The following is a 14,638-nucleotide window of genomic DNA, read 5'->3' as shown; positions in this document are numbered from 1 at the left end:
GCGGAGACTCCTCACAGCGTGGAATCGGCACGCTCCCGGTACGCGCGCTCCGACGCACGAGAAGTATCAGCGGGAGATACAGGGGAGATATAACCGGCGCGGTCCGCGTGGCGGCCCGGGGTGTGCCCGTACTCCTTCCTGAAGGCCTCGACGAACGCCGACGGGCCGGCGTATCCGACGAGGTGCGCGACCCGGGTGACGGGCTGGTCGCCGAGCAGTACGCGTGCGGCCGAGCCCACCACCTTCCTCGATCTCGCCCACCAGTACCAGCTGCTGGCGCTGCTGGCCCGGCTGCGCGACGGCGGCCGTACGGTCATCGCCGTCCTGCACGACCTCAACCAGGCCTGCCGCTACGCCGACCACCTGGTGGCGATGCGGGACGGGCTCGTCGCCGCCGAGGGCGCGCAGTCCGACATCGTCGACGCGGACCTCGTACGCGGGGTGTTCGACCTGCCCGGCGTCGTCGTCCCCGACCCGGTCACCGGTGCGCCGATGATCGTCCCGACGCTCTCTGACACAGCCCTGGCCCCACCTCCCTGATTGACAGTTCGCGTCACATCCCTCCATCATCATTCCACTAATCAAGTAGTTAAAGGGTGCTGAGGAGGTGAGTTCGTGGAGTACCGCATCGACAGACGCGGGGGGACCGCCGCCTACCAGCAGATCGTCCAGCAGACCAAGCAGGCGCTGCGGCTGGGCATTCTCGTGCCCGGCGACCGGCTGCCCACCGCCAAGGAGGTCGCCGAGACCTGTGCGGTCAACCCGAACACCACGCTCAAGGCGTACCGGGAGCTGGAGCGCGAGGGCCTGGTCGAACCACGGCCCGGCCTGGGCACCTTCGTACGCCGGTCACTGGCCCGCCCGCAGGCGGGCGCCGGCTCACCGCTGCGCGAGGAGCTGCGGGAGTGGATGGCGCGGGCACGCGAGGCGGGCCTGGAGCGGGAGGACGTGGCCGCGCTGGTCGCGTCGGTCCTGGAAGAACGGTTCGCCGGTACGACGGCGGCAGCCACGGCGGCAGCCGGAACAGCGGAAAGTCAGGAGTCGAGGGATGCACGTGAGTAACGCCATGGACGCCGGAGGGAGTCCGCAGGAGCCGGCCGTGGAGGCGCGCGGGGTGGGCAAGAGGTACCGGCGCGGCCGGGCGCTCTCGGACTGCTCGTTCCGGGTGCCCGCCGGCCGCGTCTGCGGGCTCGTGGGCCCCAACGGGGCGGGCAAGACGACGCTGCTGGCGATAGCCGCCAACCTGCTGGAGCCCTCGGACGGCACCCTCACGGTGTTCGGCGCGGCGCCGGAGTCCGCGGAGGCGGGGCGGCGTACGGCCTTCCTCGCCCAGGAGAAGCCGCTGTTCCGCCGCTTCACCGTGGCCGAGACACTGCGCCTGGGCCGCGAACTGAACCCCGGCTGGGACCAGCGGGCCGCCGAGAACATCGTCCGCTCCGGCAACGTGCCCATGGAGGCGAAGATCGGCACGCTGTCCGGCGGGCAGCGCACCCGGGTCGCCTTCGCGCTCGCCTTCGGCAAGCGGCCCGACCTGCTGCTCCTGGACGAGCCGATGTCGGACCTCGACCCGCTGGTGCGCCACGAGCTGATGGGCACGCTGATGGCCGAGGCCGCCGAACACGGCACGACCGTGCTGATGTCGTCCCACATGCTCTCCGAACTGGAGAACATCTGCGACTTCCTCCTCGTCATCTCCTCCGGCGGCCTGCGCATGGCCGGCGACGTGGACGAACTCCGCAATGCCCACGTGATGTTGCACGGCGCCCGCGGCGACGAGAGCAGGACGGGCGCCCCGGCGGAACTCGACGGCCACACCGTCGTCGAGTGCCGTACGAGCGGCCGCCAGATCACAGCGCTCATCCGGCCCGGCGGCCCGGTCACCGGCCAGTGGCAGGTCGACAGCCCCAACCTGGAGGAGCTGCTGCTGGCCTACCTGCGCTCCCCCGACGCCCCGCCCCTGGTCACCCCCGAGGCGCAGGTGCCCGGCCAGGCGCAAGGCACCGGTGGCGTACGGGCGGTGGCGGCATGAGCACCGCGACCGAGCACCGCGCGGCCGGCGCCGCCGCGCCCGCCAGGCCCGCCGCGTACGCCTCCCGCGGGCCCCGGCTCAGCGGGCTGGTCTGGCTGGTCTGGCGCCAGCACCGTGCCGCGTACTGGACGCTGCTCGCCGTCACGGCCCTCGCTCTGGCGTGGATCGGCTACGAACGCACCGGCATGATGGACTTCCTCGAGACCCACGGCTGGCCCCGCACGATGCCAAACGGTGTCGAAGGGCAGGCGTCCGACTTCGGCCGTGTCTCCACCGCCCTGGGCGCACTCCCCATCCTGCTGGGCGTCTTCATCGGCGCCCCGCTGCTCGCCGGCGACCTGGAGAACGGCACCGCCAAGCTCGTCGCCTCCCAGTCCGTCAGCCGCGTCCGCTGGGTGGCGGCCAAGCTCGGGATCACCGCGCTGGTGATCGCCGTGTGCACGGTGGCGCTCTCGGTCGCGTTCGGCTGGTGGTGGAGTCCGGTCCGCGAGGAAGTCGCGATCATGGACTGGTCCTCCGGCTCCGCGTTCGACAACACCGGGCCCGTGCCCGTCGCGCTCACCCTGTTCACCGTCATGGGCGGCGTGGCCATCGGGATGCTCCTGCGCCGCACGCTGCTCTCCATGGTCGTCACCTTCGGCTTCGCCGTCGCCGTCCAGCTCGTCTGGTCCCACTTCCGGCTGGACCTCGGCCGCGTCGTCACGGTCACCACGGACAAGGGCGTCGGCGACAACGCGTACCCCGAAGTGCCCCGCGCCGCCACCACGATCGACCAGTCGTACATCACGGGTTCGGGGGATCTCGTCGGCTGGAGCACCTGCGCCGAAGCGGCGCCGGGGAAGGCACACGACGCCTGCCTGCGGAAGGAGGACATCGTGGGCTGGTCGGTGGACTATCTGCCGATCTCGCAGATGAGCGGGATGCAGTGGTTCGGGGCGTCGCTCCTGTTCGCACTGACCGCCGCCCTCGCCGCGTTCGTCTTCCTGTGGAGCCGCAAGCGCCTCGCCTGACGTACGGCCGGTAGCCGGCCCGCAGGCCCTGCCGTACGGCGGGGCCTGCGGTCGCACGGAGCGGTTACGGCCATTCACCTGACTGTATGAACGTGTGACACGGCGCACAGTCCCGCCACTTCGGTGCGACTCCCGCGTTGAACGTGCCGTGGCGTCAATGCAGTGACGGTTCTGCACCCGGCTTCACCGACCGGGTCGGGCGCCACTCAGTGGCAACACGTGAAGGAGCGGGGGAAGTTGGCGAATCATGGTGGTGAGAGAGCCGGACAGCTGGTCGGCCGGGAACGGGAACTGGCCGCCCTCCGGGAGGTGCTGGCGGAGCACCGGCTGGCGACCGTGGCCGGAAGGGCCGGGGTGGGCAAGAGCCGCCTCGCCGGCGACGCGCTCGCCGGGTTGCCGGACGCGCCGTGGCAGCGCGTGGTCCGCGTCGTCTGGGAAGGCTGCGGGCCGGGTGAACCGGGCGCGCTGGCCGCGGCGGTGAGCCGGTCCCTGGCCGAACCGCGACGGCACCCGGAGGCGGTGGGAACGGGCGCGGGCGTAAGGGAGTTGGCGCGGCTGCTGCGCGGCAGCGAAACGCTTCTGCTGCTCGACGACATCGATCCCGTACGGGAGGAGTGCACGGGTCTGGTGCAGAGTCTCCTCTCGGCGGTGCCCGGTCTGCGGGTGCTGGTGACCTCCCGGCAGCCGCTGGGGCTCGGCGAGGAGCACGTACTGTCACTGCCTCCGCTGAGTACGGAGCCGCCCGAGGCGCAGAGCGGCGACGCACCGGCCGTGCGGTTGTTCCTGGACCGGGCCGCCGAAGCGGGCCACCGCGTCGACCGCGTCGATCTGCCGCACGTGGCGGCGATCTGCCGGTCCCTGGAGGGGGTCCCGCTCTCGGTCGAACTGGCCGCCGAGCAAACGTCACGTCACCGCCTCGACGACCTCGCGAAGCAACTCGAACGGCAACAGTGCTGGCTGAGCAGCTCACGCCCGGCGCGCCCCCGGCACCGCTCGCTCCGGTGCGCGGTCAGCGTCAGCTACATGCTGTGCGAGCGCACGCTGCGCACCGTATGGGCCCGGGTCAGCGCCGTCGCCGGCCCGTTCAACGAGTCCACCGCCGTGCACCTGTGCGCGAGCGGAACCGTGGCCGGGCACCAGGTGCCCGCATGCCTGGCGCGGCTGGCCGCGCTGGGGGTCCTGGTGCCCGTACGCGATCCCGGCGGGCTCCGTCAGCCGCGCTACCGGATGGTGCGGGCCGCGCGGGACTTCGGCGTCGAACGGCTCAAGGAAGCGGGCGAACACGCGGAGGCCGTCCAGCGGCGCGCCGAGCGTTGCAGGCAGGTCGCCGCCCTCGCGGAGAGGCTGTGGAGCTCGGGCTCCCAGCCGCAGGCCGTACACCTCGTACAGGAGGAGCAGGAGGAACTCAGGGCCGTTCTGCTGCACGCCCTCGACGACCCCGGGCAGGCCGACGTCGCCCTCGACATCGTCACGAACCTCTGGTTCTGGTGGGTGGTGTACGGCAGGGCGCAAGAAGGGCTCGACCACCTGCTGCCCCTGCTGCCGTTGTGCCCGAGGGACAATCCGCCCACGCGCAGCCTGTGGCTGGCCGCCTGGCTGACCGCTCCCTCGGACCCGGACGGCGCGCGGGAGCTGCTGGGCCGCGCGTGGTCGACCGCCATACTGGACGGAGACGACGCCACCCTCGGCCGCATCGCCCACGTGCAGGGGGCGTTGGCACTGCACCGGCACGACGAGCGGGCGGCAGCCGAGCACTTCCACGAGGCCGCCCGTACGATCCCGTACCGCGCCATCGGCGGACCGTCCGCCACACTGAGCCTGGCGGCCATGGCACTTGCCCAGACCGGCTTCGACCCGCGTGCCGCGCGCAAGTCGGCCCGCCGCGCGCTGACCCGGCGCGGCATCCGCGCCGACGCCTGGACGTGCTTCGTCGCGCGGTACGCCATGGCCTACGTCGACCACCGCCTCGGCCGGCACGGCCGGGCCTGGCGCCGGGCACAGCGGGCGCTCGCCTCGCTCGACGGTTCGCTGCCCGCGCCGTACGGCACGGAAGCGCTGCGCCGGTTGACGGCCGACATCGAGACGAGCCGCCGCAGCTCGCTCCTCCTGCGCTCCGTACCGCTGTCGTGCGCGGTGATACCGCTGCCGGAACCCGCCGGCACCTGAGCGGGCACGCTGCGGCTCCCCCTCCCCCTCGGGGAGCCGCAGCGTGCTCCGGTCGGCGATGGGGCGGGACGGCGCGGCCCAGGAGAGCGCCCGCACGAGGCGCAGACCCCCGCCGGGTGCACCCGCCAGTCGTACGACGGGCTCAACTCCGGGGCGCACGGCGGGCGTTCAGACGGCGTTCAGACCGGCCCGGGGATGCGCTGCGGTTCGGCGCGCCCCTCGGCCCGCCCCTGGGCGGGCCCCTCGCTCCACCCGGCCCGCCCCTCGCCGCGTCCCCCGGCGGTCCGGGCGCCGCCCCGGCCGCGGGCTCCGGCGGGGTCCTCGGGCGGCGGCGCCTGCGGCGGCCCGCCCGTTTCGCCGCGTGCGGCGGGGTCGATCCAGGCGGGGCGGGCCGGGTCCAGCAACCGCTCGGCGTGCCCTCCGGTGCTGCCGTCCTTACGGGGGCGGGGCTGGGGGTCGTAGACGAGCCGTTCGGGCGGTACGCCCCAGGCCGCCAGCCGTTCGGCCATCTCCCCGATGAATCCCCTCGGTCCGCTCAGATAGACCTGCTGGTCGGCCCAGTCGTCCCGCGACAGCAGGGCCGCGTGCATGCGCCGTGCGGCCCCGGTCGGGCTCTCCCGTGAACGGGGGTGCCACCAGGAGAACTCCACCCCAGGGAATCGTTTCTTCAGGCGCTCGACACCGTCCAGGTCGTAGAAGTGGTCCTCCGACCGCGCCATCAGCTCCACCCGCATCGCGGGCGGCGCGGGCCGGGACGTCATCTCCTCCAGCACCGCCTTCACCGGGGACCAGCCGCTGCCCGCGGCCATCAGCGTGACCGAAGGCGCGGTCTGGGCATGGCGCCCCGGCGCGGTGGCGGTCCCCGACGAGGGGCCGAGACGCACACGGTCGCCGGTCCGTACGCGGTCGCACAGCAGAGGGCTGAGGCGGCCACCGGAGACACGCGACACGTGGAACTCCAGGATCCCGTCACCGTGCGGCGCCCGGGCGATGGAGTACGGGCGCCAGACGCCGGGCAGCAGGCCCGGCAGCTGCAGCGTGGCGTACTGGCCTGCCCGGTAGGGGTAGGGCCGCTCGGGCAGTACGTGCAGCACCGCCGTACGGTCCTGGTGCAGCCGGTGGTTCAGGACGGTCGCGTCCCACCAGGCGGGCTCCGCGCGCCGTTCTGCGTCGTTCGCGCCGACGAGCATCGTGTCGGCGGCCAGCCGGTACGCGGCCTTCCACGCGTTCTCCGTCTCCTGGCTCCACGCGTCGCCCATGCCGAACCGGACGGCCGCGACCAGGCTGTCGCCCACGACGTCGTAGTGCTCGGCCGTGACCCCGAACTTGCGGTGGTCCCGGCCGAGTTGGGCAAGCCGGCCCAGGAGTTCCGGGTCGTCGAGATGCGCGACGAGATGGGCGAGGCCGGCGAAGAAGCGGTCGTGCTGCTCGTCCATGCGCTCCGGGAAGAGTCCGCGCAACTGCGGCTGGTGCCGGAATAGATGGGCGTAGAAGAACCGGACAAGGTGGTCGGCCCGCCGGGACGCGATCTCGAATCCCGCACGGATCAAGCCCACGTCGATGTCTGTGCCGTTCACGGACACTCCAAGAAAAACGATCCCCCAGAACCTGCGGATGGTGAGGCCGCGGTCCCCGTACTCCGTCCCGTGTGACGCGCCGATGGCGGAAGATGTGTGCACAGAGCAGGACGATGTCGGCGATGCTAGCAGGTGACGTGACCATCACAAGCAGGTTCCGTGAAGGACGACGCCGGTGCGGACCGACATGGAGAGCGCCGTACACCCGCCGCCCGTGGTGACGATCCCGGCGATGCCCACCGTACGCGCGGCCACCGACAGCCGACTTGAAGACGCCTCATGGAAGGCGCGCCCTTGTCACCGAACCCGGCTTGCGTTCATATCTTTTGGGAAATGTTCGTAGTTGGTGAGAAGCGAGGAGAGCTGATGCGCGTTCGCAGATCCGCACTCTTGGGCGCGGCACTGACCGCGGTCCTGGCCGGAGGCGTACTCGCCCCCACCGCCTCGGCCGACGACTCCTGGAAGGTGCACCTCGAAGACGGCCCCACCGCCACCCTCAGCCTGGACGGCCAGGGCGCGCTCACCCTCGCCGTCGAGCGGAAGGGCCGCACCGTACTCGAGCCTGGCGCCGTCGGGATCACCAGCGCCGAGGCCGACCTGACCTCCGGCCTGGAACTGCTGGACCGCGGCGACCGCGTGGTCGAGGAGCGGTACACGGCGACCGTCGGCAAGGAGCGGGAGCGCACCGTACGGATGGCCGAGTCCCGCTTCGTCTTCGGGAACCAGGACGGTCGGCGGCTGGCCCTGACGGTGCGGGCCTCGGACGACGGAGTCGCCTACCGCTACGAGCTGCCCGACGAGAACGGCGACGGCGTGACCGTCACCGGAGAGTCCTCCGGCTTCCGGTTGCCGGCCGACTCGAAGGCGTGGCTGCAGCCGTACACCCCCAACTACGAGGCCCAGCACGTCGAATCGACCGCGGCCGCGGCGGAGAGCGGGGAGTACGGCTACCCGACGCTCTTCCGCAACGGCGGCGGCGAGGGCGGCGCGGACGGCGACTACGTACTGCTCAGCGAGTCCGACGTGGACGGCCGCTACGACGCGAGCCGGCTGACGCACCAGGAGGGCAGCGGCGCCTACCGGGTGAAGCTGGCCGACGAGTCGGTCAGCTCGCCGGGCGCCCTGAACACCCCCTGGCGCACGGTGATCACGGGCGATCTGGCGACCGTCACCGAGTCCACGCTGACCGACGACCTCGCGCCCGCGTCCAAGGTGGCGGACACGTCCTGGATCCGCCCCGGCAAGGTCGCCTGGTCCTGGCTGGACGGCGGCCAGGACACCCAGAAGGACCTGGCGCGGCAGAAGGAGTACGTCGACTACGCGGCCGAGCACGACTGGGAGTACTCGCTCGTCGACGAGGGCTGGAAGGAGACCGACTGGATGCCGGAGCTGATCGCGTACGCCGAGGAGCGCGGCGTGAAGATCATGCTCTGGATGCACTACGAGGACCTGGACACGGCCGACGAACGGAAGGCCAACCTCGGCCGCATGACGGAGTGGGGCGTGGCCGGCATGAAGATCGACTTCATGGACTCGGACTCGCAGGCGCGTTTCCGGTGGTACGACGAGATCCTCAAGGAGACCGCCGACCGGAAGCTCGTCGTCAACTTCCATGGCTCGACCATCCCGCACGGCATCCAGCGCACCTGGCCGCACGTCATGGCGATGGAGGCCGTACACGGCGCGGAGCAGCTGGACGTCACGCCGGCCGGCCTGTCGACGCTGCCGTACACCCGTAACGTGGTCGGCTCGATGGACTTCACGCCGATGGGCTTCCAGACGGGCAAGCGGCCCGTCACGGACGCCGGGGAGCTGGCCTTGTCGGTCGTCTTCGAATCCGGCTTCCAGAACTTCGCCGGTTCGCCGGAGGAGTACGCCGAACGTCCCGAACTCGAGCGCTTCCTGTCGGAGGTCCCGACCGTCTGGGACGAGACGCGGCTGCTGTCCGGCGAGCCGGGCAAGGAGACGACCGTCGCACGGCGCGACGGCGAACGCTGGTTCCTGGGCGGCATCACCAACGGCGCCGGCCGCGTCCAGCAGGTGCCGACGGACTTCCTGGGCAAGGGCGGCTGGACGGTCGACGTGGTGACCGACGGACCGGACGGGCTCGTACGGGAGACCCACGAGGTGAGGGCCGGCGACACCCTGGAGGTGCGGACGCCCGGGAACGGCGGCTTCGCCGCCGTCGCCAACCCGGCCTGACGGCCTGACGGCCGGCCTCGGGGCTCAGGCGCCCCCGGCCTGCGGAACTCCACTGGCCGCCCGCGCCTTGCGGCACGGGCGGCCGGCGGCCGCCGGTCACTTCCGGTCCGGTCACAGGTCGAACAGGCGGATCACGCCCGCGCCGCTGACCGCCAGTTGGCGGCCGTTCCCGGAGAGGGCGATGGTGTCGACGGGATCGTGGCCGGGGATCGACAGTTTCCGTTCCTCCTGGCAGCCGGCATCCCAGATGCGCACGGTGCCGCCGTCATCGTCGGCAGTGGCGAAGCGGGATCCGTCGGAGTCCATCGCCACTCGATCGCCGTCGTGCGGGATCTCGCAGATGCGCTCGCCTGTTCTCGTGTCGGCCACGATGATTTTCACCGCGCCGGAGATGACGGGCCGCATGGAGATCACAAGTCTCCCATTGTCGCCGACCGCCGTGCTCCAATTGGCGTCACGTTCCAGCACGCCGCCGAGGGTGGTCGGCGAGGTCCGCCCGGTGCCGATTCTCTGCAGCGCGAGGCCGCGCGAGTTGCTGAGCAGAAGATGGCGTCCGCTGGTGCTCATGCCGACTGCGTCCTGTTCGCCGGCGACCGGCATGCGGTCGGCCCTGGTGAGCTGTGGAGACCCGTGCCAGGGGAGCCGCCGCGTCACGACCTCCGTCTTCTCGCTGCCGAACTCGGTCTGGCGGTAGGTGACCTGGTAGATCACGGCGCCTTCTTCGCCCGAGGCCACGCCGTCGGCCCATTCGGCGGAGAGCTCGTCCTTCCCGGTGGCCTCTCCCGTGCGGGTGTCCCAACGTCGTACGGCGCCCTCGCCGTCCACCGTGACGAGAGCGTTCGTCCCCGGCGGCCCGAAGGCCATCGCCGTCGTGTCGCCCGTGGGCAGCGTGGTGCGTGAGGTGTCCTCGGGCATCAACTGGCCCAGGAGCAGGCAGGTCGCCGCCACCACGGAACCGGTGACGGCGAGTTGGCGACGCCGCCGCCGTGTGACCAGGTCCCGCGGAACCGGCGCGCGGTCCCTCGCCAGGGACCGGCTGGCGAGGCGTTCCTGCAGGCGGATGTGGCGGAACTGGTAGGTGCCGGCAGACTGGCGCAGAAGCTGACGCCTCCGGGCGTCGGCGAGGAACCGCAAGAAGTGCCAGGGCAGCCGCCCCCTGGCCGCGAGCACCAGGCGGAGCAGAACGAACCTGGGCCAGGCGCGCGGCAGCAGCATCAGCACCGCGAAGACGGCCCCGGGCAGCAAGGTGGTGGCGAGGGCCGACTCGGAGGTGTCGTAGCCCCCGTCTCGTCGATCACCCGGGGCAGGACATCGGTGAACCGGGGCTCAGCCGACCAGCCCGTCAGCGCCAGAAAGACCATGTAGACGACGGAGACGGTCAGCGTGATCAGCGGCAGTGCGCTGGCCCCCAGCACGGTCCCGGCCAGCCCTGCCCCCGCCAGGGACGAACTGCGGTCCTGGCGTACGAGGTCCAGCGGTGCCGCGTGGGTGGAGTGTGCCGAAGGGGCGTCGAGCCACGCGTAGACGGCGAACGCCAGACCCAGGGCGATCACGGCCCCGAGGACGAACGCGGCGATCCGGAGAAACTCGGCCAGGGTCTGCGAGGACCAGCCGTCGGTGAACGTCATGACGATGCCGACGGTGCCCAGCACTGTCACCGCCACCAGGGACGCGAGAACGAAGCCGGTGCGGAACCCGCCCCACAGCCGGCGCAGTGACCCGCGGAACGACAGCGAGACCCGGCCCGGCCGCCGGTCCGGCGGCGCCGCGTACCAGGTGAGCATCGCCAGCACGGCGGCCACCAGGCCGAAAGCGAGCACGATCTCGTAGTTCACGTCCTGCCCGGCCACACGCACGGCGGCCATCCCGAGCATGGTCAGCATCCCGATCCCGATGCCGACCAGCAGCCCCGCCCAGCGGGAGAGCAGTCGGGAACTCATGTGCCACCAGGCCAGATCGCGTTCCCGGTGCCGGTGGAGGTAGGTCGCCAGGTACGTCAGCCACTTCTCGGCCTGCCGCGCCTCCCGCTGCCAGTCGCCGTCCCCCTGGCCGGGGAGGGTGCCCGGCGGCGGTGCGTAGGCCGCGGGGATGATGTGGTCGACGAGGTGGTCCTCCACGGCGTGCCGGCCGTTGAATTCGAGGAGTTCGGTGGGGTCCAGGCCGCAGTGGCGGTAGACGGCACGGGCGAGGGAGAGCGCCAGCGGGGTGGACAGGGCGGTGGCCACCGGGCCGTCGGGGTGCTCCCGTACGTGGGCGTGGACGGGTTCCCAGTCCACACCTTCCGGCCAGTTCACCTCGTTGAGGTAGGCCACGGCGTCCGGCACCGCCACGGGCGCGACCTCCACGACCGGCGCGCGGCGCAGCGCGGGCGAGCCGCCCTCGATCACGTCCTGGTACTCGGCGGCCCGGCAGGTCACCACGACGCCGCGGCCTTCGCCGCACGCCTCGTTGAGGGCTCGTACGGCGGTGCGCCGGGCCACCTCGGGGATCTCGTCCAGCCCGTCGAGGACGGGCAGCAGCATCCGCCGGTCCAGCAGCAGGCGCGGGACCTGGGACCGGCCGCCGTAGTAGGAGGTGGCCAGGGTGTCCACGATCCAGTCGTCCAGCGAGTCGTTGACCGGGTCCCAGGACGAGACGGACAGCAGCACCGGGACCGGGGTCCGCGCGGGGCGGTCGTCCAGCAGGCCGAGCGTCAGCATGAGGGCCAGGACCGTCTTCCCGGCGCCCGGCTCCCCCAGCACCACCAGCCGGCCGCTGCTCACCTGCCGGTATCCCTCGGCCAGCCGGGCCGCGGCCGCGGGGAAGTCGCCTTCCAGCCGGCCCTGGAGGGACAGCCGCAGTACGCGTCCCTCGACCGTGGAGACCACGGTCTCCGGTGGTGCCGCCACCGGCCGCCTGGTGGCGGCCCACGCCAGCGGGATCACCTGCGGTTCGCGCAACTCCCGGGCGGACACCTCGTCCCACCACTGTTCCTGCACCGTGGCCGCCAGACGGTCGGCGGCCTCATCCGCGTCCGGTGGAGGAGGGGGCGGGGGCAGCAGCTGGGCGACCGCGGCACCGAGCGACCACAGCCCGGCGAACATGCCGGCCATGCCGGTCAGTTCCTGCGCGGAGTCCTGGTCCGCTCTGATCAGCGCCCACCCCAGCCAGAGCGATGCGAACGCCAGCAACGCGAACAGCACCAGGCGGGATCGCCTGCGCCACACCTGCCCCACAATCCGAGCCATCGCGCCACAGTGCCACAGCGAGCTGCGGCGCATCCTGAACTTCCGCGTCAGGCAGGGGACTTCGGCCATTCACGGGGGCGTACGCACCACCCCCTCGTGCGCCGTGCACGCCCCCGGGGCCCCGTGGCTCACCGGTGCCGGTCAGGCCCCGCCGTCGCAGGCCGCCAGCACCTTCCGCACCCGTTCCGCGTTGGAGGCGATGTGGTGGCCGGCCTCACGCTGGGCGCGTACGCAGTCGCCCGCGCGTACGGCGTCCATCAGCGGCTCGTGTTCCGCGATCAGCTTGTCCGGGTGCTCGAACTCCCGGTCGTGGGCGGAGATCGCCATCAGGTAGAAGCGCAGTTCCCTGGTCAGCACGGAGTAGAACGCGTCGATCCGGCCGCTCCCGAGGGTCGCGACGACCGCCGCGTGGAAGGACAGATCGGCGGCCACGATGCGTGCCCGGTCCCGTGAGGCCGTCTCGTTGACGAAGCCGTCGAAGGCCGCCTCCACGCGGGCCAGCCCGTCGCCGTGCAGAGGGGTGGCCAGCGCCGCCCGCTCCAGGCGGTCGCGCGCCGTGTAGAGCTCGTCGACGGATTCGCGGGTCAGTGAAATGACCATCGCGCCGTGGTTGACCTCGAACCGTACGAGTCCTCCGAGTTCGAGCAGGCGCCCCGCCTCGCGGACGGTGTTGCGCGCGATGCCGAGCTCGGCCGCGATGGCGCTCTCCCGCAGGCGCTCGCCGGGGCGGAACGCCCCGGCGAGTATGCGCTCGGAAAGGCCGTCTGCCAGCTGCTGAGCGGTGGTTGTCCTGCGGGTGACAAGTCCGTCGAGAGCTGTCATGGCGGCCATCGTAACGATGCCCTAGCGTTCGACAGCGCAACTGTCCTACAGTTGCGCATCGCTGGCGCCCCCGTCACGGCGCCCCCGCACAGGCGCCGTTCCACCTGACCGTCACGTATCGACAAGTCGAGGCCGCGCAGGCGGAAAGGGCTCGCCCCATGACACCTCGCCCCATGACACAGAGCAGCGGCTTTCTGCGGGTACTGGGCAGGGCCGACGTCCTGGCGCTGGCCTTCGGCGCGATGATCGGCTTCGGCTGGGTCGTGCTCACCTCGGAGTTCCTCGGCGACGCCGGGCCGGGCGGTGCGGCCTTGGCGTTCCTCGTCGGCGGCGGCATCGTCACGCTGATCGGTCTCGTGTACGCCGAGCTGGTCTCGGCGATGCCGCACGCGGGCGGCGAGCACAACTACGCGCTGCGGGCCCTCGGCGCACGCGGTGCCTTCGTCGCGTCCTGGGCCCTGGTACTGGGCTATGTGTCCGTGGTGGCCTTCGAGGCCGTGGCGCTGCCGCAGACGATGCTGTACCTCTTCCCCGACATGCTCACCGGGCACCTGTGGACCGTCGCCGACTACGACGTGCACGCCAGCTGGGTGGCCGTCGGCGTCGTGGCGGCGGTGGCCGTCACCGCGCTGAACTACGTGGGCGTACGGCCGGCCAGCGTGTTCCAGACGATCGCCGTGCTCGTCCTCCTGTGCACGGGTGCGGCGCTGCTTTTCGGCTCGTTCCGCGGCGGATCGTCGGAGGACATGGGGCCGTGGTTCACCGGGGGCGCGGAGGGGATCTTCCTCGTGCTGACCGCCGTGCCGTTCCTCTTCGTCGGCTTCGACGTCATCCCGCAGTCGGCCGCCGAGATCAACCTCCCCTACCGGCAGATCGGCAAGCTGCTGGTCGTCTCCGTGCTGTGCGCGACCGCGTGGTACGTCCTCATCATGCTGACCGTGGCGTCCGGAATGACCCCCGCCGCCCTGGCGGACTCCGAACTCGCCTCGGCCGATGCCATGACGGCGCTGTGGAGCAGCCAGACGATGGGCAACCTGCTGATCATCGGCGGTGTGGCGGGCATCCTGACGAGCTGGAACGCCTTCCTCATCGGCGGCAGCCGGCTCATCTACGCGATGGCGGTCTCCGGCATGCTGCCGAGGTGGTTCGGCAGGCTCCACCCCCGCTTCCGTACGCCCGCCAACGCGGTCCTCTTCATCGGCGCCCTGTCCGTCGTCGCCCCCTTCTTCGGGCAGCCGATGCTCGTGTGGCTGGTCGACGCCGGCGGCATCAACATCGTGATCGGCTACCTCGTGGTCGTCGTGTCCTTCCTCCTGCTGCGCCGCCGGGACCCCGCGATGGAACGGCCGTTCCGCACACCCGGTGGCTCGCCGACGGGTGCCGCCGCGCTCGTACTCACCCTGGGCCTGGCCGTGCTCTACCTCCCCGGCATGCCCGCCGAGCTGAAGTGGCCGTCGGAGTGGGTCATTGTCGGCGCCTGGTGGCTGGCCGGAGCGTTCTTCCTGGCGCGGCTGCCCCGGATCGCACCCGGCGCCGACGCGGAAGAGCGCCTCATCGCGGCAGTGGAATCCCGCTGACCGCTCAACGCTCACGCTGACCACAACC

Annotated in this window: 11 protein-coding genes and 1 pseudogene; 7 read left to right on the top strand and 5 right to left on the bottom strand. The window is 71.8% G+C overall.

Features of this window, described 5'->3' with window-relative positions:
- Positions 1 to 11 precede the first annotated feature (11 nt).
- Positions 12 to 317 (bottom strand): helix-turn-helix domain-containing protein, encoded by a 306-nt coding sequence (locus DVA86_RS36070; protein WP_208875679.1) that lies wholly within the window; start codon positions 315 to 317, stop codon positions 12 to 14.
- On the opposite strand from DVA86_RS36070, the pseudogene DVA86_RS03465 reads away from it, so the two are divergent.
- The 5 genes and pseudogenes from DVA86_RS03465 to DVA86_RS03445 all read left to right on the top strand — a co-directional run.
- Positions 232 to 540: pseudogene (locus DVA86_RS03465) on the top strand (ATP-binding cassette domain-containing protein); the annotation flags it as partial. The gene DVA86_RS36070 and the pseudogene DVA86_RS03465 sit on opposite strands and share 86 nt — an antisense overlap.
- Positions 541 to 615: 75 nt before the next feature.
- A complete protein-coding gene (locus DVA86_RS03460; protein WP_208875677.1) occupies positions 616 to 1,062 on the top strand; it encodes a GntR family transcriptional regulator in 447 nt (148 codons plus the stop codon).
- Complete coding sequence (locus DVA86_RS03455; protein WP_245996327.1) at positions 1,049 to 2,029, top strand: ABC transporter ATP-binding protein; 981 nt, start codon at positions 1,049 to 1,051, stop codon at positions 2,027 to 2,029. The genes DVA86_RS03460 and DVA86_RS03455 overlap by 14 nt, the downstream gene beginning before the upstream one ends.
- Positions 2,026 to 3,039 (top strand): ABC transporter permease, encoded by a 1,014-nt coding sequence (locus tag DVA86_RS03450; protein WP_208875676.1) that lies wholly within the window; start codon positions 2,026 to 2,028, stop codon positions 3,037 to 3,039. Before DVA86_RS03455 ends, DVA86_RS03450 begins: the two co-directional genes overlap by 4 nt.
- Positions 3,040 to 3,276: 237 nt before the next feature.
- Complete coding sequence (locus DVA86_RS03445; protein WP_208875674.1) at positions 3,277 to 5,205, top strand: ATP-binding protein; 1,929 nt, start codon at positions 3,277 to 3,279, stop codon at positions 5,203 to 5,205.
- Positions 5,206 to 5,384: 179 nt separating this feature from the next.
- On the opposite strand, the gene DVA86_RS03440 is transcribed toward DVA86_RS03445, so the two are convergent.
- Positions 5,385 to 6,782 carry a globin domain-containing protein gene (locus tag DVA86_RS03440; protein WP_208875673.1) on the bottom strand — a complete coding sequence of 466 codons (1,398 nt, stop codon included), beginning with the start codon at positions 6,780 to 6,782 and terminating at the stop codon, positions 5,385 to 5,387.
- A 366-nt stretch (positions 6,783 to 7,148) separates the two neighbouring features.
- Between DVA86_RS03440 and DVA86_RS03435 the strand changes: the two genes are divergently transcribed.
- Positions 7,149 to 8,984 carry a glycoside hydrolase family 97 protein gene (locus tag DVA86_RS03435; protein ID WP_208875672.1) on the top strand — a complete coding sequence of 612 codons (1,836 nt, stop codon included), beginning with the start codon at positions 7,149 to 7,151 and terminating at the stop codon, positions 8,982 to 8,984.
- Between the two features lie 111 nt (positions 8,985 to 9,095).
- Here DVA86_RS03435 and DVA86_RS03430 read toward each other — a convergent pair whose 3' ends face one another.
- From DVA86_RS03430 to DVA86_RS03420, 3 genes are all read right to left on the bottom strand, one after another.
- Complete coding sequence (locus DVA86_RS03430) at positions 9,096 to 10,229, bottom strand: WD40 repeat domain-containing protein (RefSeq protein ID WP_208875670.1); 1,134 nt, start codon at positions 10,227 to 10,229, stop codon at positions 9,096 to 9,098.
- Complete coding sequence (locus DVA86_RS03425) at positions 10,199 to 12,211, bottom strand: NACHT domain-containing protein (RefSeq protein WP_208875669.1); 2,013 nt, start codon at positions 12,209 to 12,211, stop codon at positions 10,199 to 10,201. The genes DVA86_RS03430 and DVA86_RS03425 overlap by 31 nt, the downstream gene beginning before the upstream one ends.
- A 141-nt stretch (positions 12,212 to 12,352) precedes the next feature.
- Positions 12,353 to 13,033 carry a GntR family transcriptional regulator gene (locus tag DVA86_RS03420; RefSeq protein WP_208875667.1) on the bottom strand — a complete coding sequence of 227 codons (681 nt, stop codon included), beginning with the start codon at positions 13,031 to 13,033 and terminating at the stop codon, positions 12,353 to 12,355.
- Positions 13,034 to 13,206: 173 nt separating this feature from the next.
- Between DVA86_RS03420 and DVA86_RS03415 the strand changes: the two genes are divergently transcribed.
- Positions 13,207 to 14,610, top strand: coding sequence for an APC family permease (locus tag DVA86_RS03415; RefSeq protein ID WP_208875666.1), 1,404 nt, complete (start codon positions 13,207 to 13,209; stop codon positions 14,608 to 14,610).
- The last annotated feature ends 28 nt before the right edge of the window (positions 14,611 to 14,638 follow it).

Source organism: Streptomyces armeniacus, assembly GCF_003355155.1.
GTDB classification, from domain to species: domain Bacteria; phylum Actinomycetota; class Actinomycetes; order Streptomycetales; family Streptomycetaceae; genus Streptomyces; species Streptomyces armeniacus.
This window is presented reverse-complemented; position numbering and strand designations above follow the sequence as displayed.

Excerpts from the sequence above, each read along its gene's own strand:
- DVA86_RS36070 (WP_208875679.1), bottom strand. The coding sequence starts at position 317 with ATGACCGTACGGCCGCCGTCGCGCAGCCGGGCCAGCAGCGCCAGCAGC.
- DVA86_RS03455 (WP_245996327.1), top strand. The coding sequence starts at position 1,049 with ATGCACGTGAGTAACGCCATGGACGCCGGAGGGAGTCCGCAGGAGCCG.
- DVA86_RS03450 (WP_208875676.1), top strand. The coding sequence starts at position 2,026 with ATGAGCACCGCGACCGAGCACCGCGCGGCCGGCGCCGCCGCGCCCGCC.
- DVA86_RS03435 (WP_208875672.1), top strand. The coding sequence starts at position 7,149 with ATGCGCGTTCGCAGATCCGCACTCTTGGGCGCGGCACTGACCGCGGTC.
- DVA86_RS03425 (WP_208875669.1), bottom strand. The coding sequence starts at position 12,211 with ATGGCTCGGATTGTGGGGCAGGTGTGGCGCAGGCGATCCCGCCTGGTG.
- DVA86_RS03420 (WP_208875667.1), bottom strand. The coding sequence starts at position 13,033 with ATGACAGCTCTCGACGGACTTGTCACCCGCAGGACAACCACCGCTCAG.
- DVA86_RS03415 (WP_208875666.1), top strand. The coding sequence starts at position 13,207 with ATGACACAGAGCAGCGGCTTTCTGCGGGTACTGGGCAGGGCCGACGTC.